This window comes from Massilia phyllosphaerae (genome assembly GCF_034659755.1).
In the GTDB taxonomy this organism is placed as follows: Bacteria; Pseudomonadota; Gammaproteobacteria; order Burkholderiales; family Burkholderiaceae_D; genus Telluria; species Telluria phyllosphaerae.
In genome coordinates, this window is sequence record NZ_JAXSQX010000005.1 from 96,023 (window position 1) to 120,136 (window position 24,114).

The 24,114-nt window shown below is 66.0% G+C and carries 16 protein-coding genes and 1 pseudogene; 8 read left to right on the top strand and 9 right to left on the bottom strand.

Translation table 11 applies throughout. From position 1 onward, the window contains the following. Positions 1 to 17: 17 nt before the first annotated feature. Both U1H99_RS19365 and U1H99_RS19370 read right to left on the bottom strand, forming a co-directional pair. Positions 18 to 1,163, bottom strand: coding sequence for a YdcF family protein (locus tag U1H99_RS19365; RefSeq protein WP_323143351.1), 1,146 nt, complete (start codon positions 1,161 to 1,163; stop codon positions 18 to 20). Between the two features lie 4 nt (positions 1,164 to 1,167). Then, positions 1,168 to 3,663, bottom strand: coding sequence for a TonB-dependent receptor (locus U1H99_RS19370; RefSeq protein ID WP_323143352.1), 2,496 nt, complete (start codon positions 3,661 to 3,663; stop codon positions 1,168 to 1,170). Between the two features lie 120 nt (positions 3,664 to 3,783). Here U1H99_RS19370 and U1H99_RS19375 point away from each other — a divergent pair, with 120 nt between their 5' ends. Further along, complete coding sequence (locus U1H99_RS19375; RefSeq protein WP_323143353.1) at positions 3,784 to 4,908, top strand: ROK family protein; 1,125 nt, start codon at positions 3,784 to 3,786, stop codon at positions 4,906 to 4,908. Positions 4,909 to 4,943: 35 nt separating this feature from the next. Further along, on the top strand, positions 4,944 to 6,389 hold the full coding sequence (locus U1H99_RS19380; protein WP_323143354.1) for an MFS transporter: 1,446 nt from the start codon (positions 4,944 to 4,946) through the stop codon (positions 6,387 to 6,389). A gap of 57 nt (positions 6,390 to 6,446) precedes the next feature. Here U1H99_RS19380 and U1H99_RS19385 read toward each other — a convergent pair whose 3' ends face one another. Continuing rightward, entirely contained in the window at positions 6,447 to 7,025 is a 579-nt protein-coding gene (locus U1H99_RS19385) for a DUF4337 domain-containing protein (protein WP_323143355.1), read from the bottom strand. A gap of 24 nt (positions 7,026 to 7,049) precedes the next feature. Then, positions 7,050 to 7,754, bottom strand: coding sequence for a hypothetical protein (locus tag U1H99_RS19390; protein ID WP_323143356.1), 705 nt, complete (start codon positions 7,752 to 7,754; stop codon positions 7,050 to 7,052). Positions 7,755 to 8,035: 281 nt separating this feature from the next. Here U1H99_RS19390 and U1H99_RS19395 point away from each other — a divergent pair, with 281 nt between their 5' ends. Beyond that, on the top strand, positions 8,036 to 8,245 hold the full coding sequence (locus U1H99_RS19395) for a hypothetical protein (RefSeq protein WP_323143717.1): 210 nt from the start codon (positions 8,036 to 8,038) through the stop codon (positions 8,243 to 8,245). Between the two features lie 792 nt (positions 8,246 to 9,037). On the opposite strand, the pseudogene U1H99_RS19400 reads toward U1H99_RS19395, so the two are convergent. After that, a pseudogene (locus U1H99_RS19400) lies at positions 9,038 to 9,401 on the bottom strand (transposase); the annotation flags it as partial. Positions 9,402 to 9,755: 354 nt separating this feature from the next. Between U1H99_RS19400 and U1H99_RS19405 the strand changes: the two are divergent. Both U1H99_RS19405 and U1H99_RS19410 read left to right on the top strand, forming a co-directional pair. Next, positions 9,756 to 11,039 carry a DUF3472 domain-containing protein gene (locus U1H99_RS19405; RefSeq protein ID WP_323143357.1) on the top strand — a complete coding sequence of 428 codons (1,284 nt, stop codon included), beginning with the start codon at positions 9,756 to 9,758 and terminating at the stop codon, positions 11,037 to 11,039. A gap of 23 nt (positions 11,040 to 11,062) precedes the next feature. Next, complete coding sequence (locus U1H99_RS19410; RefSeq protein WP_323143358.1) at positions 11,063 to 11,695, top strand: choice-of-anchor J family PEP-CTERM protein; 633 nt, start codon at positions 11,063 to 11,065, stop codon at positions 11,693 to 11,695. Between the two features lie 126 nt (positions 11,696 to 11,821). On the opposite strand, the gene U1H99_RS19415 is transcribed toward U1H99_RS19410, so the two are convergent. The 4 genes from U1H99_RS19415 to U1H99_RS19430 all read right to left on the bottom strand — a co-directional run bounded on the left by U1H99_RS19415 (position 11,822) and on the right by U1H99_RS19430 (position 20,373). Then, entirely contained in the window at positions 11,822 to 12,589 is a 768-nt protein-coding gene (locus U1H99_RS19415) for a hypothetical protein (RefSeq protein ID WP_323143359.1), read from the bottom strand. Continuing rightward, positions 12,567 to 13,925: a Gfo/Idh/MocA family protein gene (locus U1H99_RS19420; protein ID WP_323143360.1), complete on the bottom strand. Its 1,359-nt coding sequence runs from the start codon at positions 13,923 to 13,925 to the stop codon at positions 12,567 to 12,569. Before U1H99_RS19420 ends, U1H99_RS19415 begins: the two co-directional genes overlap by 23 nt. Positions 13,926 to 13,942: 17 nt before the next feature. Continuing rightward, entirely contained in the window at positions 13,943 to 16,990 is a 3,048-nt protein-coding gene (locus tag U1H99_RS19425) for a TonB-dependent receptor (RefSeq protein WP_323143361.1), read from the bottom strand. Between the two features lie 77 nt (positions 16,991 to 17,067). Then, positions 17,068 to 20,373, bottom strand: coding sequence for a TIM-barrel domain-containing protein (locus tag U1H99_RS19430; protein ID WP_323143362.1), 3,306 nt, complete (start codon positions 20,371 to 20,373; stop codon positions 17,068 to 17,070). Positions 20,374 to 20,701: 328 nt separating this feature from the next. Between U1H99_RS19430 and U1H99_RS19435 the strand changes: the two genes are divergently transcribed. From U1H99_RS19435 to U1H99_RS19445, 3 genes are read left to right on the top strand one after another with little or no spacing between them, the layout of a single operon-like run. Then, a complete protein-coding gene (locus U1H99_RS19435) occupies positions 20,702 to 21,841 on the top strand; it encodes an AgaS family sugar isomerase (RefSeq protein WP_323143363.1) in 1,140 nt (379 codons plus the stop codon). Further along, positions 21,834 to 22,775 (top strand): ROK family protein, encoded by a 942-nt coding sequence (locus U1H99_RS19440; RefSeq protein WP_323143364.1) that lies wholly within the window; start codon positions 21,834 to 21,836, stop codon positions 22,773 to 22,775. The genes U1H99_RS19435 and U1H99_RS19440 overlap by 8 nt, the downstream gene beginning before the upstream one ends. Further along, a complete protein-coding gene (locus U1H99_RS19445) occupies positions 22,772 to 24,091 on the top strand; it encodes a D-tagatose-bisphosphate aldolase, class II, non-catalytic subunit (protein WP_323143365.1) in 1,320 nt (439 codons plus the stop codon). The genes U1H99_RS19440 and U1H99_RS19445 overlap by 4 nt, the downstream gene beginning before the upstream one ends. Positions 24,092 to 24,114 lie beyond the last annotated feature (23 nt).

Here is a 24,114-nt window from a genome sequence, read left to right on the forward strand (position 1 = left end):
CCCGGCCGCAGGCTGCGTCAGGGATCGAGCGGATCCCACGGATCGACACGCAGCGAACGCAGCGACGGCGTGAACTCCACCTCGTACGGCGACAGCCGCGTCCCGACCGTTCCGGGGTCGTAGCCCAGCTCCGCCGGATTGCGCGCCGCGAACTCCGGGCTCGTGATGTAGCGGCTCTGGTCGGCATTGGCGACAATCAGCGTCGGCTTGTCGAGCGGCGCCCCCATCGCGTGCAGGCGGCGCGTGGCATTGCGCAGGTTGGTCGTCGTGTGGCGCGCGTAGGGTTCGATGACGATGCGCTCGGCCGGGATGCCGTAGCGTTCGACCAGCGCCTTGCGCATCTCCACCGCTTCCACGAAATGCGACCCCTTGGGATGCACGGCCGCGCCGCTGGTGATGATGAAGGCGACGTCGCCCTGCGCGAAGCGGCGCGCCGCCAGCTGCAGGTGCAGTTTGCCGCGCGCGCTCAAGGAGATGGTCGGATTCTCCGGCCCCACGCCCGGGATGATGATCGCGCTGTAGCGGTAGCGCTTCCAATCGAGCGTGCGCGCGAGCGCGAACGGGGCCGCGTTGTGGGCTGCGTCGAGCGGCTCGAAGGCCACGGCGTCGTGGCGCTCGCTGGCGTCGACCAGCGCGATCGCCAGCGCGAGGCTCGGGTCCAGGCGCACGGCCGGATCGTTCTTGCCGGCGTCGGCCAGCCAGATGGCGTCCGCCACCAGCGCCTTGAAGTCGGCGCCGCCGGTCTGCTCCACCGGACCGTCGATCATCGGGTAGCGCGCCTGGGTGCCGAAGCCGTAGGTCTGGAGCACCGCGTTCAGGCCGCGCAGTTCGCGCACCACCTGGGCCCGGATGCCGTCGTCGGCGAGCGCCGGTCGATTGGCCGACGGCGGCACGGCGGCCGCCACCGCGTCCATTTCAGCGTCGGTCCAGGTCGCGGCCAGGAACAGGCACTTGGGTGCCAGCGAGCAGGCGTCGATGCGTTTCCTGCGCGCGTCCAGCACGCTTGCCAGCGCCGCGGACGGCTGGCCGGCGCCGGCCTTGACGCTGGCGACGAAGGGGAACATGCGCGTGGCCATCAGCGCCCATTGCTGGTCGACGGCCGGCGCGGCCTGCAGGGGAAGCGCCGTGGCCAGTGCGGCCGTGGTCAGGAGTCGTTTGAACATCGAATCACCATGCCTTGCTGATCGAGAAGCGGCCGCTGCGGCCGAACACCGGACGGCCGTAGATGGCCGTGCTGCTGCCCTGTCCCGCCAGCGTATCGGTGCGGGTATTGCCTTCGGTAAGACCTTTGGCATTCGTCAGGTTGTCGCCGGTGAGCTGGAATTGCCAGTCGCCGCGCGTGACCGTGATCCCGGCGCCCAGCGAGTGGTACGCCGGCAGTTCGGTCGCCATGAAGAAGTCGACGTAGCGCTTGCCGGTGTAGGCATAGCTGCCGTAGACGTCGACCTGGTTGCCGGCGGCGCTGAAGCTGTAGCTCGGGCGGACATTGCCGAACACCTTGGGCTCGCGGATGATCTGGTTGCCGACCACCTTGGACGGATCGGCGCCGGTGGCGCTGACGAAGTTGCGGTATTGCGGATCCTGCAGCGTCAGCGAGGCGTGCACCGCGAAGCGGTCGGTGACGTACCAGGCACCGTCCGCCTCGGCGCCGCGCACGACGGCCTTGCCGAAGAACGGGACGGTCTGGTCGTTGCGGCCCGTGACCGGGTTGAAGGCGGCGAACGAGGCATTCAGCGGATTGAACTCGGTATAGAAGCCGGTGACGTACAGGTAGGAGCGGCCGAAGGTCGCCTTGAAGCCCGCTTCGTACTGGTCGGCCTTGGTGGTCAGCACCAGCGGATCGACCGTCGATGCCACGTTCATCGTCGGCGGCACTTCGAGGTGCGAGATGCGCGCGTAGCCGCCCAGGCGCGGACTGAAGTCGTAGTTGGCGCCCAGCGTCCAGTTGGTCGTGTGCGGCGTGTAAACATGCGCCTGGCGCTGGCCCGTGAACGCGCGCGTGGTGTCGTCGGCAAGCGTGGCGGCATCGCCCAGGTTGGCCTGGCGGGTCAGCAGCGCGTAGCCCTCGTAGCGATAGCGCTCGGTGCGCACGCCGGCGTCCAGGCGCAGGCGCTCGGTCAGGTCCCAGGTGTCGTTCAGGTAGAGCGCGCCCATGCGCGCATGCACGTCGCCCTGGTTCAGCGTCGTCGTGTAGCGCAGTACGCCGTTGTCCGTCACCGATCCCAGCACCGCGCCGTTGGCGCCATAGGCGACCAGGTCGAGGGTGCGCGGCCGGCTCTGCACTTCGATCAGCATGTCGTTGTAGACCGACTTGCTGGTGGTGCCATAGACGCTGCCGTAGAACCCGGCCTTGACGTCGTGGCTGCCCATGCCGGTCTGGAAGTTGCGGGTGACATTGACGTCGACCTGGTTCGAACGGAAGTCGGCGCCGGCCGCGCGGTACTGTCCCTGCATGACGAGGCCGGATGCGCCGGACGGATCGTAGGCCTGGCTGCCGTTCGTGCCCGCATAGGCGTAGCCCAGGTGGTCCACTGGACCAAAGGCGGTTTTCGCCGCAGCCAGGAAGCCGTTGGCGAAGGTGCGGGCGTCGGCCGGGTTCGAGGTGGAATAGAACGCGTCGAAATCGAGGCTTCCCTTGGTGAGGCCACCCTTGACCGAGAGCTGCCATGGGCCCAGGTCGCCGTCGTACTGCAGGCCGATGTTGGCGTACTCCAGGTGGCGGCCGTTGGCCAGGTCGCGCCGGTCGGTCTGCAGCGCCCCCGTGCCGTCCAGGTATTTCTGCGGGACGTTGCGCAGCGCCGGCGAATTCAGCGTGCCCTTGAAGTAATCGATATAGGGGTCGAGCGACACCGACGGATTGCGCGGGTCGGCGGTCGGGATCGGCAGGTAGAAGACATTGTGGTCGTTCAGGTAGTTGGCGCTGACCTTGAACGTGCCCGCCTCCGTCACGCGCTTGATGTTGGCGCGGAGTTGGCCGCCCTGGTCGTTCGGGAAGCCGTTGTCGCGGTGGCCGTCGTCTTTGCGCACGAAGCCGCCGATCGCATAGAAGGTGCGGTCGTCGATCTTGCCGGACTGGTAGGCGTCGAGGCGTTTCAGGCCGGTCGTGCCGACCGTGACCTGGGCCTTGACCTTGGTCTTGTCGGTACCGGTCACCGTCGTGCTGTTGACGATCGCGGCCGCCTGGCTGGCATAGATCGGTGCCGGACCGCCGCGCACCACTTCGATGGACTTTGTCATCAGGTCATAGCGGTTCATGCTGTCGCCGCGGAAGAAGAAGCCATTGATTTCGGTCATCAGCGGCAAGCCGTCCTGCTGGAACAGCGCGTAGCCGTCGTCGGTCGGAATGCCGCGCACCCGCGTGACGTTCTGCACTTCGCCGCCGGTGGCCTCGACCTGGATGCCCGGCATCTTGCCGAGCAGGTCCGCCATGTTCTGCGGCGCCAGCTTCTGGATATCGCTTTGCGACAGCGCGTTCACGGCATACGATACGTCGAAACGGCGCTGTGGACGCGCCGAGCCGGTCACGACGACGACCTGGGCATCGCCGCCCTCGGTGCCGGCGCCCGCGGCCTGGGCCGTCGGCGGATTCTCCTGCGCAAACGCCGGGCACGCCAGCGCGGCCAGTGCACAGCCGACGGCGATTGTGGTTTTCTTCCTGATCATCTTGACTCCTGGTTTGTGGGTTCGATATCGAGGCACAGGATAAGCAGGAATTTTGACCGCTTTATTTATTACTTGTAAAATAAATAGATTAATATTCTTGTCATAATCGGGGAGGCGGGGATGAAGGCTGCGCGCCTGCACCTGCTGTCGGAAGAAAAACGCCTGCTCTGGCATCTGCGCACGAAGGGCGCGATGCCGCGTACCGAACTGGCGCTGTCGCTCCAGGTCAGCAATTCGGCACTGACCAAGCTGTCGCACAACCTGATCAGCCTGGGGCTGGTCGAGGAACGGGCCGCAGCCGACGCGCCGGCGCGGGGCCGCCCTACCGTTCCCCTGGGGATTGCCGCCACGGGTGGATTCGCGGCCGGTGCGACGGTGCACAAGGGTGTGCTCGAGATCGCGCTCGTCGATTTTGCCGGCGGCGTCATTGCCCTCACCAGCGAGCAGGTCGGCGCGCCCGATCCGGCCGAGTTTGCCGACATCCTGGAGCAGCGCATCCACGCCCTTTCGGTGCAGCACCGGCTGCTCGGCATGCGCTTCCTCGGCATCGGTGTCGGCGTGCCGGGACCGGCGATGACCCGCATGGGCGAGCGCTGGCATACCGTCATGGAACTGCCGGGATGGCGCGACGTCCCGCTGCGACGCCTGCTCGACGAAGCCTTGGGCACGACCGTCCTGCTGGAAAACGATGCCAAGGCAGCGGCACTGGCCGAGTACTACCTGGACGGCACGGCCGGCAAGGCGGCCACCGTCGTCCTGATCCTGCTCGGCTACGGCATCGGTGCCGGCGTCATCGAGGAAGGACGCCTGGTCAGGGGCGAGTTCGGCGGCGCCGGCGAAATCGGGCGCCTGTATCCTGGCGACGCGCCGCGCCCGAGCACGCTGGACCTGCTGTCGGTGCTGCGCGCGGCCGGCTGCCCGATCGAGTCGGTGGCACGCTTCGACGAACTCACGGCCGGCTACGCCGACGTCATCGAAGGATGGCTGGAGCGCGCCGCCGGCCAGCTGGAAGGCCTCGTCAACGGTGCCATCGCCTGGTTCGACCCGGATGACATCGTATTTTCCAGCCCGCTGCCGGAATGGGTCGTGGCACGCCTGGCGGCGCGCCTGAACGCCCTGCCCCTGCGCTGGCCCGAATACCGGGCGCGCGGCCAGGTGCGGGTGTCCAAGCTGGGCGGCAGCGCCATCGCGCTCGGCGCCGCACTGCTGCCGATCCATGCGGCGACCGCCCTGGTGTATCAATAGCGCCGTACATCAAACTGTCATCGTCGCAGCGTATCATGGGCGCGATGCCAGAACGCCGCTCCGCCATCGCCCAGTTGAAGAACGACCGCCACGTCATCGGCTATGCCTCGGGCAATTTCGGAAAGGCGATCTTCCTCGGCAGCATCGACGTCACGCTCCTGTTCCTCCTCACCGACATCATCGGGATGCCGGCGCGCGACGTCAGTCTGCTCATGCTGATCGTGCTGCTCGGCGATCTCGGGTTCGACCTCGGCGCCGGTGTCGTGACAGCGTGGGCCGAGCGCCGTGGCATCGGCTATCCACGCCTGATTGCGCTGTGCGTGCTACCATGCTCGCTTGCGTTCGGCGTACTGTATGCGCTGCCGCTGCTCCACTTGAAGGCGTTCATCCTCGTCGCCGCACTGCTGCTGGCGCTGCGGGGAACCTACGCGCTGATCGATGTGCCTCACAACACCCTGCTGGCCCGCGTCACCAGCGACAGCCGCGCGCGTGGACGGGCCTCGGGCTACCGCACGCTGTTCAGCGCCAGCGCCGGCGTCGTCGTGGCCACGGTCGTCGCACCGACCATGCATGTCGCCGCCAACGCAACGACTGCCGGACGCCTGGCCTGGCTGGGTGTCGGCGCGGGTTTGCTGTTCTGCGCGACCTTGCTGGTCTCGGCCTGGTCGTCCCGTGCCGCATGCAGTACACGCTACGTACCGCCCGCGCCATCCCCCGCGCGCCGCCTGGTGCCACGACCCGACCAGCTGTACGGTGCGCTCGCGCTGGTGGCGCTGGTCACCGGCTTCGCGGTACCGATGTTCGGCAAGACACTGCTCTACCTGTGCACCTATGTGCTGCAGGATGCCACCTTCGCAGGCCATGTGCTGCTCACGCTGGCCGTCAGCCAGATCGCCGGCGCGACGCTCTGGACCGCGCTGGTGCGCCGCCACGACAAGACCAGGCTGCTGGCGGCCAGCCACGCCGTGGCCGCCGTCGGCATCGCCTTGTTCGCGGCGGCGGGCGCGCATCGTCCCTTGCTGCACGCATGCGCCGCGCTGGCAGGCATCGGCTTGGCCGGCGTCTTCATGCTGCCGTGGGGCATCCTGGCGGATATCATCGACTTTGCCGAATTCCGTCACCGCGAGCGGCGTGAAACCATCGCCTTTGCCATCATGCTGGTACTCCTCAAGGGCGGTGGCGCCGCCGGCCTGGCAACCATTGGCTGGACACTCGCGGCGCTGGGATATGTACCGGGCACCGCACAGTCGCCCGCGGTGGTACTGGGCATGCAGGCGCTGGCTTTCGGCGTGCCGGTGCTGGGCGCCGGGGCGGCAATCGCCGTTCTTCTTTGCCTGGACATCGGCCACGCGCGGCATGCACGCGTGAGGCGGATCAACGGCGAGCGCCGGCGGCGGGCATGGGAAGCGGCCATGCCGACCGGCGACGCGCCCGCGCCACGATCCGCACCTCATGGCCGGCCGCACCGCCCGGGTCGCTGACACCGCCTCAAACAAATGGTTCGGCTAGCGGTACCCGGTGGCATCTGCATCGACGGGTCACCATGACATGAAGAAGGCCGAGGCCGCGGCCCCGATGCCTACCAGCGCGGCGCACCCGGTCCCCCACAACAGCCAGCGACGCCGCGTCAGCACCGTGATCGCCGCCAGGGCAACGGCTATCTGCACACAGCTGAGTGCGAGGGCAAGCCGTTCGTGCGGCCGCAGTTTGGCGTCGGACTCGAGCGCCAGCCTGCGCGACGCCGCCTCCAGCTGCGCTGCCGCGCGCTGGACTTCCCCCCTTTCCCTGTTTTCCTTGTTTCTTTCGTCGATGAAGCGTGCCTGCACCGCAGGCACGGTGGCCATCGCCGCGGCAGCGTCGGCGATGTGCGCTTTGGTGGACTTGGCCTGGTAATAAGCCCACTGATCGCTGGCCTGGGCCTGCTTGAGGATGCTTTCGTTCTTCAGAAACATGGCTTCCGTCTGCGCGTTGCCGCTCTGGTAATTGATGAGTGCCCCCAGAGTCGACAGAATCGCCGTCATCAACGCGACTTTCTGTGCGAGGCTGTCGCTTCCCCGTTCGGCGGCCTCCTCGAGCGCGTGCTCGTGCGGCGTGGGCATGTCGTAATCGTCGTCCATTTCACCTTCCGGCCAGTTCAGGCCTCATGAGAGTATGTTCACGGCGCGCGCCGCTACCAGGCCCACGGTCAGCAGCGAGGCACTCGATTCCACCATGAAGAGCAGCTTGACGCGCACCGAAAGCGGCATCGTGTCGGTGGGAGAAAACGCGGTCGCGTTGGTGAAGGACACGAACACGTAGTCGAAGAAACCCGGCGTCCATCCCTGGCTTCCCGGACAGTCTGGGCTCATCTGCGGAAACATGAGGTCCGCCACCGGCTGTTTCGCGAGGCCGCGCATAGCCGGGCCGCCTCTGTCGATGTTCCAGAACCAGAGTGCGAAGACGACGACATTGGTCAACCAGATGTTGAGCGCGTCGATCAGGAGGCTTTGTCCGGTCGTTCCTTTTGCGCCGTATAGCAGGGCGTGAAGGACGGCGAACAGCGCCTGGAAGTTGATGAGCGTGATGATGGCCGTCAGCACCAGGGCGGCGCGGCGAATGATGCGCCGGTGATGATGGATGCGCATCCAGTGATGTTCGCTGGTCGCGTTGCGCATCCGGTTGTGCGTCCAGGCGGTTGCCACCGATAGCGGCACCAGAAGCGCCACCTCGACCGCCGATGCCAGCCACCATGGGAAAGGCGTCAGGTTATTGATCAGGAAGCCATTGAGCGCTGCCGTGACCAGGATCGCCCCGCGTGCAATCCAGACTTCGCGTATCTGCCGTTCAAGGGCCGGTCCGGTTCTCATCGTACATCACGTCGTTTTTGCATCGAATGAGTATGCACCCGTTTCATGTGCGCGCACGCCGGCCCCGGATTACAGTTCCGAAAGGTTCGTGCATGGTGGCGGAACACCAGCCTGACCTCGAGCCCAGGATTACGATTTGGTAATGTGAGTGAGGATCCCGGGACTACGTTAAGCGGCGTACAGTGCGGCTCGGACCGGGTGCCTAAGCTGGATTTTCACCCCACTCCAGGAGAAATGTCATGAATACGAAATGCAAACTTGCCCTCGTCTCTGCAGCCTTGATGTTCGCCGCAGGCACCACCAGCGCGGGCTGCGGCAAAGGCGCCGTGGCGGGTGGCGTGGTGGGCCACGTCGCCGGCAAGCATGGCGTCGCCGGTGCGGCCATCGGGTGCGCGATCGGCCACCATTCCGCCAAGAAGAAGCAGGCGGCTGCCAACGCGGCGGCAAGCACCACGCCGCCGGCAGCCGCACCCGCAACCGGCACGAAGTGACGCGCGCACGGTCCTGACGCCGCGCTTGCTGCAGGCTGGAGGGCGATGGCAGGTCCATACCGATGCAGACAAAAGGCCGCTTTCCAGGCGGCTTTTTTCGTTCATTGGAACGCATCCGGGGGGGCAGATCAAGGGCGGCCTGCAGGCGGTCCATGCGTGGGGTGCGCTGCGCTTCGATGTGATGTCCAAACGAACTCAACTGGGAATAAAAAGCAGTCCTGCCTGCTACCTAGTGGGAGCAGGCGTTCCTGCATGCATCGGCAAACACGAGCGCCTGCTCATTCACTCCGCGTTGGTAACCGCGCCTAGAATAGCGTGATGTATGCCACTGTGACTGGGCCGGTGGTCCTGGCCGGCAGGCGCATGTTGACCTGTATGTAATAGAAGAACTGGCGGTGATCGAAGGTCAGCGTCCCGTTGGTCGGGAGAACATTCTTTTGGTAGTCCCTGTCCCCCTGCGGAGACGCGACCGGAGGAACGAAAGCATCGCTATCTGCCTCGGCAATCGTCGTGGGAGCGGAGTCCACGCCCTCACTAATCTCACTCGATCATCAATGGCTGAGCCAGGCCTTTGAACTGCTTAGCATTTTCGTGGCACTCTTAGTCCAGTACCATTCACGATACCATGCCAAGGTCATCGATTCTTGACCCAGTAACAACGGCATTACTCATCAGTAAATTTTATGTCGATCGGCCTTTGTTGAGCAAAACGGCCCCGGCCTTGCTGACGCTATTTGTAATAGCACCAGGACCGTGACCGGGGGGACTATCGCGTCCAGATTACGCGGCCCACCTTTTTGGTCGCAGGATCTCGTTGCGTGCATCGACACCGCAGCGGTTTGACTTCCAGGACGGCACATTCCGGCATGTCGGGATAGTGGCATGCGCAGCGCGCAAGGCGATGCCATCGCCACTGACGCTGGCGACACGCTCGTTATCAGTAACCTGATTGAGCAGCGCCGGTAGCTCAGGTGCATCGCCGACACTGTTGTCGGTCACTCTGATGTAGTGGCAAATTTAAGAGGAACATGATGCTCAGCCAGAACTGGACCGCCTCGTGGCTGAACGTCTGGCTGCGCCCTCGTTTGCCCCTCGGTTACTCACGCTCGTTTGTCGTCGGGTCGAACCAGAGGGGCAGCAAACCGCTTTATTTCAGCGCTTCGTTATACGTCTAAGTTTGTCATGTGGTTATGTGGGAGCTGGTTTCATCCCGCTCACATAGCCGAACCTACGCGTCTTACGCCGACCGAGTGTGATTTATGCAACTAATCCCGATGCAATCGAAAGAAAAAAATCCACATTTTAATAAAACGAAATTTTATAACATGAATTCTACCAATTAAATCCATTTAACCTATCTTTTTGTTGACCTAACTTTCTTTTGTTCGTAGATTACTTATGCAAACATAAATAAAAGGAAACTTTTTTTGGTAATTTTCTTTCGTTTAATGTTGCGTGGGTATTCTTGCCCGCTGCCGGGGCGTATGTCAAACCACAAGGAGAGATAAGAATGGAACACAGGATCATGTTGTTGAAAGCGGCCGCATTTGCCGCCACAATGGCCGCCGCGCCGCTGTTGGCCCATGCCGCTGACGCCGTCGTCGCACTAGCCGGGAATGCCTTTATCACCAGCGCCGCGCCCAACGCCGCGGAAGTCATCACCTCGAACGGTCTGGGAAACTGGACCAGCGCCAGCACCGTCACCAGCACCTACTTCCGCGTGGCCGCGTCGCCGAACTGCTCGCGAAGCTGCCCAGCGTCGGTGACGGTGTCGCTCAACGCGCGCCTGGCCGGCAGCAACAACAGCACCGTGCGCGTCAGCGTCAACGGCGTGCCTTTCGACGTCAAGCTGTCCGGAAACGTCAACAAAAACTACGCGGTCGGCACCCTGATCGTCCCCGCCGGCTATGTCAAGGTCGACCTGCAGGGCGTCAGCAAGGACGGTGGCTATTTCGGCGACGTGTCGTCTATCGGCGTATCGACCAATGCCACGCTGAATTACGCGAACGATCCGGCCAACTATTACTGGTCGCGGCGCGGTCCTTCGGTGCACCTCGGCTTTACGGTGCCGGCACAAACCGAGTACTTCTACAACGAGGTGACGGTGCCGCAGGGCCAGGACAAGATCGGCTCCTACTTCATGGCGAACGGCTTCAATGGCGGCTATTTCGGCATGCAAGTGAAGTCGGCGAGCGAGCGCTGGATGCTGTTTTCGGTCTGGGACGCCGACAACGGCGCCAGGACAACCCTGGTCGGCAAGGGCGGCGGCGTGGTCGACAACGGCTTCGGCGGCGAAGGCACGGGCGGCCAGTCTTACCTGAGCTTCCCCTGGGTGGCCGGGAATACCTACCGCTTCATCACACGCGCTCACGCCGACGGCGCTGGCGGCACCGATTACTCTGCCTGGTTCTTCGCGCCCGAGACCGGGGTCTGGAAGTACATCGCCACGTGGAAGCGCCCTGCGACAACCAACAGCTACCTGACCGGCGTCTACTCCTTCCTCGAAAACTTCATCGACACCAACGGCTACATGGAACGCTCGGCCGACTACGGCAACCAGTGGGCACGTACAGCGGCCAGCAACTGGACCGAGATCACGAGCGCCCGTTTCACCGGCGACGCCACCGCCGCCAACGCCCAGCGCATGGATTACGCCGGCGGCCTGCGCAACAGCCGCTTCTACCTGCGCAACGGCGGCTTCTTCAGCAATTACGTGACGATCAACCAGAACTTCACGCGCCCGGCCACCGGCACGGCGCCGAGCGTCGACCTCAACGCCTTGCCGCTGCAGTGATCACGACCATCCAGGAGACCCACATGCACAAAACCTTATTCTGCGCCCTACTCCTCGCCTGCGCCGGCGCCGCACATGCCAGCATCATCGAAAGCTTCGACGACGTCGCCGGTCTGGCCGCCAAAGGCTTCATCCTGCGCAATGCCAGCACGCCCGCCGGCACCAATGCTTTCTTCCAGGGGAACAGCCGTGTGTTCAGCGCCTATGATGGCGCGTCCAACGCCTACCTCGGCGCCAACTACGACAGCGCGGCCGCGGGCGGCAGCATCGACGATTGGCTGATCAGCCCCGAGTTCTCGACCGCTTCCCGCGGCACCATCTCCTTCTATGCGCGCGCCGGGGCGGATCCGGGTTATGTCGACAGCTTTCAGTTCGGCCTGAGCACGGGCGGCACCGGTGCCGCCGATTTCGTGCTCGGCGCGCTGACGGCGGCGCCCACCGGCGACTGGACCCGCTATACCCTCGACTTCGCGGGCACCGGCATCGCCGGCAGCGTGGGCCGCTTCGCGATCCGCTACACTGGCCCGTCCGACAGCGCCAACTACATCGGCATCGACAGCCTGTCGGTGCAACTGCCAGAACCGTCGGCCATTGCGCTGCTGGGCCTGGGCCTGGCCGGCGTGGGCGCAAGCCGCCGCCGCGCCAAGCGCGTATAAAATAAAAAGCCCGGCTACTTTATCGAAGCGGCCGGGCATTTCAGAGGTGTTGCCGCTTACCAGAACTTGTAGGCCGCCGACAGCGCGTACTGGCGCCCAAATAGGTTCCAGGCATGTTTATCGCCTTCAACTTGATGTTCTCTCTTCGCCATGGTTATCAGCTTGTGTGCAGCAGCAGCATGGAGCCGCCAGGCAGGTTGAGTTCGATACTGCCGTCCCGCGCAACCGGCGGCAAATCGTGGCAGTGCAAGCGCCACGCGACGCCAGGCACACCCAGTCGGTATTGGCGCCACTGTCCGGCCCGGCGATGCCGGCGCGGCCGAGCGGCGCGACGATACGGGCCCAGGCCGCCTTATAGGCCTCGTAGCTTTTGAAGTAGTTGTTCGCCTCGTTGCCGAGCTGAATCACCAGCAGATGCCGGCGCAGCCGTGCACGCATGTTGATGCCGAAGATGAGCTTCCAGCCGGTGGCGTCGAGGAAGCTGGCCAGCGCATCGAGCGCTGCCGGTGTGACGTCGTAATAGGGCTGGATCTGGTCGCGCTTGCGGTACAGCGGGTGCAGCACGGGCAACGGTCGATCGAAGCCTGCCGGACGCGCCAGGTCGCTGGTGTTCCCACCCCGACGCAGCACGCCTTGCGGGTTCAGGCGCGGGAAGGCTTCGACCAGGCTCGTGTTCGCCGCGGCGAAGAAGCGCGGATCGCGCAGGTTGTCGATCTCGTAGCCAAGGCCGGCAATGAACTGCGGCACCGTAGCGCCGATGGCCCGCGCCGGAATGCGGATTCGCACGGCCGGCGCAATCTGCGCGATAGAAACCAAGGGCAGCGCCATCGCGGCCATGCCCTGGATAAAGATGCGTCGCTGGAGCAGCGGATCAGTAGCGGTCGTCGAAGGCAAAGATCGGTTTGCGCTTGTTCCAGGCGCCGCGCGTGAAGTCCGGGAAGTCCATGGTCTGGAAACCCTGCTTGATCGACTGTTCGGACAGCGGCGTGATGGCGCTCCACGTCACGGCGTCATACACGTCGATCGGCATCGGCGCCTCCGCCTTTAGCGCTTCGACGAACGCGTGGATTACGAAGAAGTCCATGCCACCATGGCCGGCGCCGGCGGCGCGCTCGCCGTGGCGGCGCCACAGCGGGTGGTCGTACTTGTCCTGCCAGACCTGGAACGGGTCCCAACTGTGCGCCTTGCTGATGCCCTCCACGTGTACACCCTGATTCACGTCCATCCACAAACCCTTCGTGCCCTGCACGCGGAAGCCCAGCGAATAAGGGCGCGGCAGCGAGGTATCGTGCTGCAGGATGATGGTTTCGCCGTTGGCGGTCGCTAGGGTGGTGGTGACCACGTCGCCCAGGCTGAACTTCACTTTCGCGTTAGGGTGGTCCGGCGCCTGGCTGGCAATGTAGTCGTGCAGGCCGCGTGCCTTGGTGGCGAAGCTGTTGATACAAGTGAAGCGGTTGCCGCGGTTGATGTTGGTATACATCGCGCACGGACCGATGCCGTGGCTGGGGTACAGCTCGCCGTTGCGCCGCACTGAGTGCTCGGTACGCCAGCGGGCTTCGGACCAGCCCTTGCTGCCGAATTCGACGCCGCCGCCATAGGTATGCGCCGCATCGCCGCCGTTCAGTTTCACGGCGCGCAGATCGTGCTGGTAGCCGCCCTGCAGGTGCTCGATCTCGCCGAACACGCCGGCGCGCACCATCTGCAGCACCGCCATCACGTCGCGCCGGAAGCAGACGTTCTCCAGCAGCATGTAGGGTGTGCCGGTCTGGACCTGGGTGTCGAGCACGTCCCAGTGATCCTGCAGGGTGATGCCGGCCACCACCTCGCAGCCGACCGGTACCTTGGCGCGCATGGCGTCTATCGCCATCGGCGCATGCCATTCCCAGGGAGTGGCGATGATCACGCCGTCCAGCTGGCGCGCATCCAGCATGCGCCCGTAGGCACGGCTGTCGCGGTCCTCGCCATACACGCGTGGACGCGGCTTGCCGGCCTTCTCCACCTGCGCCAGGGCCTGGCCCAGCATCACCGGTTCGATGTCGCACAGGGCGACAACGTCGACGTCGTCGCGGCGCAGCAGTTCTTTGAGCAGCACCTGGCCGCGCATGCCGGTGCCGATCATGCCGAGGCGCAGGCGCTCGCGGGCGGCACCGAACACCGGGCCGGCCATGCCCGCGGCCAGCACAGCGCCGCCGGCCTTGGCACCGTTTAACATGAATTCGCGTCGTTTCATCGTTTCTCCCTTGCTGCTCAGAAGTTATATTCGGCGCTCACGCGCACCGAGCGCGGCGCGGTGCGGCTCGCGATCTGCAGGTAGCTACGCGCTATGTCGCCGCTGCCGTCCTCGCGGGTCTCGTTGTAGCGGGTCACGGTCTGGCGGTTCAGGACATTGAACACGTCCAGCTTCAGGCTCATGCCCTTGGCGAAGACCGGGTTCCAGGCCGCGTTCAGGTCCAGCTGCATCTGCCAGGGCGTGCGTCCGCGACTGCCGCGCGGCGCCGGCTTGCCTTCGCAGTAGAAATAGGCTGCGCCGTAATCATCGTCGAAGTGCAGCTCGGCCGGCAGCTCGCCGATGCAGTTGCGCGGCGAGCCGGAGATCAGCGCCAGGTTGGCGCCCACCGTCACCTGCGGCATCACTTGCATGAAGCCATAGGCCTTGATCTGGTGGCGGTGGTCGCCCGGCAGGTAGCCGTAGGCGTTGTACATCAGCTCCTTGTGGTCGTCGCTGACGGTCAGGGCGACGTCGCCGCCGCCGATGGTGTCGGTCTGACCTTCCATGTTGCCCTTCAGCGCGGACACGGTGTAGGTCAGCTTGCCGTACCAGCCGTCCGCGAATGGGTGCTCGGCGAATACGGTCAGCGCCTTGTAGGTGCGCTTGGGCAGCGGGTTGCCCCACTCGGCCGCCGTGATGTCGACCCGGCGCAGGCCCTTGCCGTCGGCGAAGTCGACGTACAGGTTATTGTCGCGCCCCGGGTTCATGATCGCGCACTGGAAGCCGCCCCAGTTGCTGGTGTCGACACCGTTGCGCGCGGCCCAGGCCTCGATCGGACGGGCGTCGCAGGTATCGTCGTTGGTGTCGTTCAAGCGCCGGTACAGGACGCTGGCGCCGGCCACCAGGCGCTTGTTGAAGGCGCGTTCGAAGCCGAGCGAGACTTCGTCCTGCGACAGCGGCTTGAGACCGATCGCAGTCACCTCGCGCGCATCGCGGCCCTTGCCATAGGCATTATTGGCGGAGTACGGCTCGCTGATCGCATGCAGCCCGGTCGGCGCGCCGGTGGCCGGATCGACGCCGGTGTAGGTGTAGAACTGGCTGGTGCGCAGCAGCGGCGCTGCCATGTTGCTGGACAGGTTCGACGGCACCGGCAGGTGATAGCGGCCGGCGTTGGCGAACACGCGCAGCGAGCTGTCGCCCATCACGTCCCAAGTGGCGCCGAAGCGCGGCGCGATCATGTTGCGCTGGGAGATGAAGGCTTCGCCGCTGCTGGTGTAATTGGTGAACTGCTCGCGGCGCAGGCCGAGGTCGAGCAGCACGCGCTCGCTCACCTGCCAGTGGTCCTGCAGGTACTGGGCCGACTGCACGCTGGTCGGCTTCGCCAGATTGGTGTCGAGGTCCTTGCTGACGTAATAGCCCTGCACGCCGTAGCCGCCGCCCTGGGCCGGGGTTTCGAAGGCGCCGTTGATCGGACGCGTCGGATTCGCGGTCTTGCGGTAGGTCCAGCGGTAGCCGCCGGCCAGCACGTTGCCGACCAAGGACTCCACCTCGATGCGGTCGATACCGCCGCGCAGCGCGTGGGCGCCGAGCTTGTACTCGAGGTCCAGGCGCAGCCCTTTCTGGCGGTCTTCCGAGGCCGGATCGGGCAGGCTGCCGGTCACTTTCTGCGGGTTGTTGTAGACCAGGCCCGGCACCTGGGTCGTGATGCTGGACGAGGTCTGGGCCAGGGTCGGATCGTAGCCGGTCGGGATGCGCTGGTGGATCGAACGGGTGTCGCCATACAGCGCGGTGGCGGTCAGATTGTCGCTCAGGTAGCCGGTGTACTTGAGGATGCTGGCGTCGGCGCCCGGCGCCGAACCGCCGCCGCAGCAATTGATGGTGGTCGGGTTGACCGCGGTGACGGTGCTGCCCTTGGTGAAGGTGGCGTAGTCGTAGCCGTAGGAACTGCTGTTGCCGGTGGTGCGATCGTACAGGCGGGTAAACTCGATGTGGTGGTCGTCGGTGATGTTCCAGTCCAGCTTGGCCAGGTAGCGGTTGGTGACGCTGTGCGTGCTGCTCCAGCCGGACGTGGCCTTGGTGGCGGCGCTGGAATCGGTGGACGCGGCTACCGCCTCGCCGTCGTTGACGGTGCGCTCCAGCGCAACGAAGGCGAACAGCTTGTTGCGCAGGATCGGGCCGCTGCCGTACAGGCCGGCGATGCGGCTGCGGGACGTGTTGTCGCGATTCCAGTACAGCAATTTGCCGTCGGTGTCGGGATGGGCGCCGGTCTGCGGCCAGTAGACATTTTCCGGGGCCGCGCGCAGGTGCGCCGGCAGGTATTGCAGCTTGCCGCCGAACTCGAACTTGTTGCCACCGCTGCGGGTCGTCACGTTGATCACGCCGCCGGTCGAGCGCCCGAACTCGGCGCCGTAGCCGCCCGAGAGCACCTGCATGTTGGAGATCGCGCCGAAGGGCAGTTCGGAAGCGCCGACCTGGGTCAGGATGTTCGTGACCGGGAAGCCGTTGACATAGAAGGCGTTCTCGGACTGGCCGGAGCCCGAGATCGAAGGCGCGTTACCGTACTGGCCGTTGGTGCCGCGGTTGGCGCCCGGGGTCAGTTGCACCACCGAGGCGATGTCGTTCGCCACCGGCAGCGCGCGCAGTTCGCGCGCCGTAAAGACCACGCCATTATTGGTGTTGGAGACATCGATCACCTGGCGCGTCGCGCTCACCAGCACGGTCTGGGTCGCGGCGGTATCCGCGCCGGCGCCGAAGCTGGCTTCCACGCCCGATCCGACCACCGCCTCGACCTCGCGGCTGGCTTCCACCGCGCCGCTGCGCAGCACCTTGACCGCATAGCGTCCCGGCGGCATCGAGCTCGCCACGTAGCGGCCCGTGGCGTCCGGGGTCAGGCTGCGCTGCGCGCCGGTGGCCAAATTCTCGATCACCACCGTGGCGCCGGCCGGTGCGCGGACCTCGCCGAAGATGGTAGTGGTGGCATTCGACTGGGCCCAGGCCTGGCCGCTGCCGCCGGCTGCCAGTGCGATCAGGATGGCGGCGGCGCGGCTGATGGCATCGTCGCGGAGTGTGAGACGCTTCGTTTTCATGCACTTCTCCCTTGGTGAAGGATGCAGGCTCCCCTCCCTGTTCGGGACAGGGGCCTGCTTTTGTCTAGTGGATTGAATCAGCGAGGGTTGACGGTGGCGCCTTCGCTTCCCGTCAGCTGGGCATTGGCCCAGTTGGCGCAGACCTTGCCCGGACTCGGGCCTGTCGCACCCAGGGTCCGCAGGCTCAGCTCGCGCAGGCCGCGGACATCGATTTCCGGCTTGACCACGCCTGGCGCTTTCACCAGGCCGCTGTCGTACAGGAGCTTCGCGCCGCTCCAGACCTGGAACTGCAGGCCGCCGGCGGTACGGCAGCTGTCGTCGACGCCGAGGTCGGCGCGCAGCAGTGTCCAGTCGCCGTTCAGGGCCAGGTCGATGCGGCTGTTCGGGCCGACGCCCAGGCCCTTGCGGAAGCGCAGGCCATTCATGCGCATCTCAAGCGCCTTGCTGGCCGGCCGGTCGCGCGCCACCGTCTTCGGCAGCGGCAGCTCGGACAGGTAGCGCTGGACTTCCGGACGGTCCGGCGTGCGGTGCTCGAGCACGTGGAATTCGGACAGCGCGATCGGCGGCACATCGGCCGGCAGTGCGGCATCGAAGGCGCGGGCCGGTGCGCTGCCGCTGGCGGCGGTCACCATCGGATCCAGCGCGCTGGCGCCGTCGCCGTCCGGGTTGTGCACGCTCAGCACGCGGAAGCGTAGCAGGCGGCCCGCGCTGGGCGGGAAGGAAATCGTCTGCATGCCCTCGGCCAGCTTCAGGCGGCCGCGCGCCACCGGCACGCCCCAGTCGCCATTGCTGTCGGCGACGTAGACTTCGTAGTCGCGTACCTGGCCGCTCTTCCAGTGCTTGTCGTTGCGCGGGGCGAGTTCGATGCCGTCCAGCAGGCGGCGCTCGCTGAAGCCCAGCACCCATTCGTGCGGACCGCTGCGCACCGCCTGGCTGCGCACGGTGCGGAACCAGGTATCCGGCTTGTCGTCGAAGGCGCGCTCCAGGCCCTGGCCCGGTTCTTCGGCCGGCCGGCCGACGACGACGATCGCATCCGCGGGAATCGCGCGGCCCAAGTCCGGCGCGGCCGGGAAGGCATCGTCGGCACGCGCCGCCAGCACGCCGCGCACGCTGATCGCCAGCGGCTGGCGGATATCCTGCGGCGCGGTCTTCACGTGCAGGGTGCCGCCCCGCTCCGCCTTGTCGAAGAACCAGCCCTCGGCGCTGGTCTGCAGCACGGCGGCATTCTGCAGGGCAGGCAGGCTGCGGCTGCCGGCCAGCACGGAAGCGGGCGCCTGCGCGGCCGGCATGCGCAGACCGTAGCCGCGGCGCGCTTCCTGGCCGGCGTAGCTGCCGTCGACCGCGCCCGCTTCCAGTTGCAGGTCGGCGCCTTCGGCATGCATGCGGATGCGCTGGCGGCGGGTGTTGCCGTCGTCTTCGTAGAGGACGAATTCGGATGCTTCCCGCGCCGCCGGGTAGACGTCGAAGGTGACGCGGTCCTTCGGCTTCTGGCCGTCGAACAGCGTCTCGGGGTACATCGGCAGGATGGCGCCGGCGCGCACGAACACCGGCAGCTTGTCGAGCGTGACCTGCATGTCGAGGTCGCGGCCCTCGGCGCCGGCGGTGGCCTGGCGGCCGTCCCAGTAGTCGTACCAGGTGCCCTGCGGCAGGTGGATGCCCTTGCGCCAGCCGCCGCTGGCGGCCTGGCTGCGGTAGACCGGCGCCACCAGCAGGTCGCGGCCCAGCAGGAACTGGTATTTATAGCGTTCGCTCAAGGCCGCCGGATCCTGTGGGTAGTCCCACATCAGGCCGCGCACCAGCGGCGCGCCGCTGTCTTCCGCTTCGCGCGCCAGCGTGTACATGTAAGGCGTCAGGCGCAGCTTGAGCTTCAGGTAGCGCCGGTTGATGCTGCGGTAAGGGTCTTCGAACCACCACGGATGCTTGCGCTCGGCGGCGGACCAGCCGGACATCCCCATCAGCACCGGCGTGAAACTCTTCCACTGCAGGTCGCGGACATAGGTTTCCGGGCTGCCGCCGAAGATCGCATCGACGTCGCCGCTGGCATAGGCCTGGCCGGACAGGCCGGAGCCGACCAGGGTCGGGACGTGCCAGCGGATGTAGTCCCAGCTGGCGCTCTGGTCGCCGGTCCAGGCCACGGCGTAGCGCTGGGTGCCGGCCCAGCCCATCACGGTCCAGATGAACGGACGGCTGTCGGAGTTGTCGAGGATGCCGTCGTAGGCGGCCTTGTTGGCGTCCAGCGAAAACTGGTAGCCCTTGCCGGTCCAGGCCACGTCCAGCTTCTGCACGCGGGTGCCGGCCTGGCCGACTTCCCAGGCGATCTTGTCGACACCGTTCTCGGTCCACAGGCCGGTGCGGAAGCCGTAGCCGGCCAGGCCACGCACGGTGTCCGGCAGGTTCGTGTACCCGCAGCCGTAGCCGTCGTTCGGCAGGATCCAGCCGCCCGGCATGTCGTGCTCGCGGTAGCGTTTCGCCACGCTGTCGACCACGTCGGGCGTCTTGCCGCTCGGGCCGTCGGTCCAGCCCTGCGGCACGGTGCCCGGCTTCCTGGCATTGTCGCCGTCGTTGTAGCAGTCGGCGTCGCCGTATTCCAGCGCCCAGCGCGGCAGCAGGCGCGCCCGCCCGGTCCAGGCCGTGTACAGGCCGAGCGCGCCGCGCAGGTCCTTGCCGACGAAGTAATACGCATCGAAGCGGTTCTCGGCATGCTGCAGCACCGACTGCTCCGGGTTGCGCAGGTCGTAGCTGCCGTCACTCCAGGTATTGCGCAGCATGCCCCAGCCTTTGGAGCTGAGCAGGAAGGGCGCCGGGTTTGGGCGGTCGCCCTCTTCCCAGCCGCCCGAATACGAGACCGGCAGCTCGCGTCCCTTGAATTCGAAGCGCCCGTTCTGCTGGCCGCCACCGAAGAAGCGTTCGCCGGCATCGCTGGACAGCACCTGCACCGCCTGCTTTACCGCGATGTCGAGCGGTTGCAATTCGCGCCAAAGCGGTGTCTCTGCACCGGCGCGGTAGAGCGTGAAGCGCAGGGGGCTGCGTTCAATGCGCAAGGTCAGGGCCGCGGTCTTGATCGCGATATAAGAAGGCGTTTCCTCGACGCTGTGCGCGACCTCGGCGGCCGGCGTGCCGACCACGATGGCCGCGGCCTTATCGCCGGGACCGGCCAGGGTCTCGCCCGGCGCGGCCCAGATGCGCAATACGTCGGCGCCAAGCAGGCTGACCTGCACGTGGGCGCCGCTGTCGGTGCGCAGGTCCCAGGAAAGGCCGTCGGCGCCAGGCTTGACGCTGCGCAGCTGGCCGAGCGGGGCTGCATGGGACGGCGGCGCGAAGGTGGCGCAAGCGGCAACGGCGCAGACGGCGAAGAAACGAAAACGGAACGGGCTTTTGGTCATCTGGAGTCTGGAAATTACGTTTTGTTTCGCATAATGTAGAAACAAAAATAAATAAGGTCAATAAAAACCACAAAAAACCCAGGAGATGAGGTCAATACCGCTGATTTTCGCCTTCGAAAACTTTCGTTTCTCTTTAATTCCGGAATTTAAATTTCATTTAGTTGGAAAATTTCCACATATGAAGTCGTCTTCTTGTCCATGAACCGTGCATTTCTTGGTCATATCGATGAATTATGGACAATTTTCTTTCGAAATATCTTTCGTATTTGACTTTTCGAAAATAAAAATCTATGATTTTTCCATCCAATACTTTCGCACGCAAACAATAATGACCATTCTTCTCGACCGCGACGCGGCCAACTGGCAGGATATCGGTGGCTTATATACCGCCGAGGAAATCGCGCAGCAGCCCGCGATGTGGCGCGCCCTGTCGACCAGCCTGCACGTCCACCAGCCTAGAGTCGCCGCCTTCCTCGGCCAGCGGCTGCACGACCCGCGCCAGCGCGTGATCCTGACCGGCGCCGGCAGCTCGGCGTACGCCGGCCAGATCGTCGCCGACGAGTTGAATGCGCGCTGCGCCGCCCAGGTACGCGCGATCGCCACCACCAGCCTGCTCACCCATCCGGAGCTCTATCTCGAGCCGTCGGCACCTACTCTGCTGGTATCCTTCGCGCGCAGCGGCGACAGCCCGGAGAGCCTGGCGGCGGTCGAACTGGTACGGTCGACGGTGCCCAATGCGCGCTTCCTGCACATTACCTGCAACGAGGCGGGCGCGCTGGCAGTGCGCGGCGCCAGCGACGATGCCGCCTGCGTGCTGCTGATGCCGGCCGCCAGCTGCGACCGCGGCTTCGCCATGACCAGCAGTTTCACCAGCATGCTGCTGGCGACCCTGTGTGTGCTGGGCGGCGATGCCGACCTGTCGGCGCGCCCGGCGCGCCTGGCGGATGCGGCGGAAGCAGCGCTGGCGCAATGGGCGCCGGCGGCGGCCGCGCTGGCATCGCATCAGGTCGAGCGCGTGGCCTACCTCGGCAGCGGGCCGCTGGAAGCGCTGGCGCGCGAATCGGCGCTCAAGCTGCTGGAACTGACCGGCGGCCGCGTGCTGGGCATGGCCGACACCCCGCTCGGCTTCCGCCACGGCCCGAAGTCGGCGCTGAACGAGGCTTCGCTGGTGGTCCTCTTCTATAGCAGCAAGCCACTGGCGCGCCGCTACGAAACCGATTTGCTGGACGAACTGCGTCGCGACGGTATCGCTGCGCGGGTGCTGACGGTGGGCGTGGGCGGCGATTTCAATGCCGATGCGCCGGACTGGAGCGACGCCTGGCTTGCCCCATTGTGGCTGCTGATGGCGCAGCAGTACGCGTTGCAGCAGTCAGCCCGCCTGTCGCTGCGTCCCGACAACCCCTTCGCCGGCGGCACCGTCAACCGCGTCGTGCAAGGCGTCACCATTTATGAGCATGAGCATGGCTGATCAAGCGGGCTTCCACGGCATCGACATCGGCGGCACCAAGATCGAGCTGGCGACCTATGACGTGGCCATGGCCGAGGTTTACCGTGAGCGCATCGCCACCCCGGCCGAGGACATCGCCGCCTTCACCGACGCGATTCGCGGCCTGGTCCTGCGTGGCGACGGGGTGCTGGGCAGCGCCGCGCCGGTGGGCATCGGCCTGCCCGGCGTCACCGACAGCCGGAGCGGGCGCCAGCTGAGCTCCAATGTACCTGCTTTGAACGGGCGGCAGGTCTGCAATATGCTGCAGCAAGCGCTGGCGCGGCCGGTCGCGATCGGCAACGACTGCCAGTGCTTCGCCCTGTCCGAAGCCGAGGGCGGCGCGGCCGACGGCCTGCCTACCATGTTCGGGGCCATCCTTGGTACCGGCGCGGGCGCCGGCTGGTGTGCCGGCGGACGCCTGCAGCGCGGCCACAATGGCATAGCCGGCGAATGGGGCCACTGGCAGCTGCCGGCCACGCTGGCCGAACTATATGGACTCGAATTGATTCCTTGCCCCTGTGGCAGGACCGGCTGCCTGGAACGCTATGTGTCCGGCCCCGGCATGGCGCGCCTGCACCGCCATTTCGGCGGCGACGGCGCAGAGCCGCTGGCCATCGCCGCGCGCGCGAACGCCGGTGACCAGTTGGCGCATCGCACGCTCGCGGTCCACCTCGATCTGCTGGCACACGGCCTGGCCTGCGTGGTGCTGTGCCTGGATCCGCACGCGATCGTGCTCGGCGGCGGCCTGTCGAACCTGCCGCACCTCTACCTCGACCTGCCCGTGGCGCTGCAAAGGCATTTGTTCGCCGGCGCTTATCCGCCGCCGATCCTGCCGCCCCGTTTCGGCGACGCCGGCGGCGTGCGCGGCGCCGCGCTGCTGATCCGCCAACAACTGAAGGATAAAGCCACACCATGAACCCGACTTCACCCGTCCAGGAGATCGTCAAGGCGCACCGGCGCGGCGAGCCGCAGGGCCTGTACAGCGTCTGCTGCAGCCATCCGATGGTGCTGGCTGCCGCCATGCGCGTGGCGCTTGAGCACGATACGCCGCTGCTGGTCGAAGCAACCTCGAACCAGGTCGACCAGTTCGGCGGATACACCGGTATGACGCCGGCGATGTACCGCGACCATGTGCTGGCCCTGGCCCGCGAACGCGGCTTCCCGGTCGAACGCCTGGTGCTGGGCGGCGACCATCTGGGCCCGAACGCGTGGCAGCACCTGGACGGCGCCACCGCGATGCTGCACGCCGAGACCCTGGTGGCGAACTACGCCGCCGCCGGCTTCCACAAGATCCACCTCGACTGCAGCATGCGCTGCGCCGACGACCCGGCACACCTGCCCGACGAGATCGTGGCCGAGCGCTCGGCGCGCCTGGCCCGCATCGCCGACGCCGCCGCCACGGATGCAGCCCATGCGCCGCCGGTGTATGTGATCGGCACCGAAGTCCCGATTCCTGGCGGCGAAGCCAACCTGGCCGAAGCCGGCGCGCCGACCGCGCCGGATGCCGCACGCCGTACCCTCTCCGTGCATTTCCAAGCCTTCCTCGACGCCGGCCTGCACGGCGCCTGGAGGCGCGTGATCGCGATAGTGGTGCAGCCCGGCGTCGACTTCGACCACAGCAGCGTCCAGCACTACGACCCGGCACCAGCGGCCGCGCTGTCTGGTTTCATCGCTGGCCAGCCCGGCCTGGTATTTGAGGCCCACTCGACCGACTACCAGCGCGAGATCGCCCTGCACCAGATGGTGCGCGACCACTTCGCGATCCTGAAGGTAGGGCCGGCCGCCACCTTCGCCATGCGCGAAGGCCTGCTGGCGCTGTGCAGCATCGAGGACGAGCTGGTGCCGGGCGACCAGGCGTCGCGCCTGATGCAGGTGCTCGACCAAGTCATGATGGACAAGCCGGACCACTGGCGCAAGCACTACCACGGCAGCAGCGAGGAGCAGCGCCTGCTGCGCCGCTACGCGCTCAGCGACCGTTGCCGCTATTACTGGGGGGAGGCCCCGGTGCAGGCAGCGCTGGCGCGGCTGTTCGCCAACCTGCGCCAGCGCGGCATCCCGCTGCCCCTGCTCAGCCAGTACCTGCCGGACCAGTACCTGGAGGTGCTGCAAGGCGGCCTGCAAAACGATCCCCAGGCGCTGGTGGAGCACCGCATCGGCCTGGTGCTGGCCCAGTATGCCCGTGCCTGCAGCCGCAACATTGCGGCAGTCGGCAAGCCCGCTGCTATCTGTTAAGCTCGGCACTTTTTCAACGACCG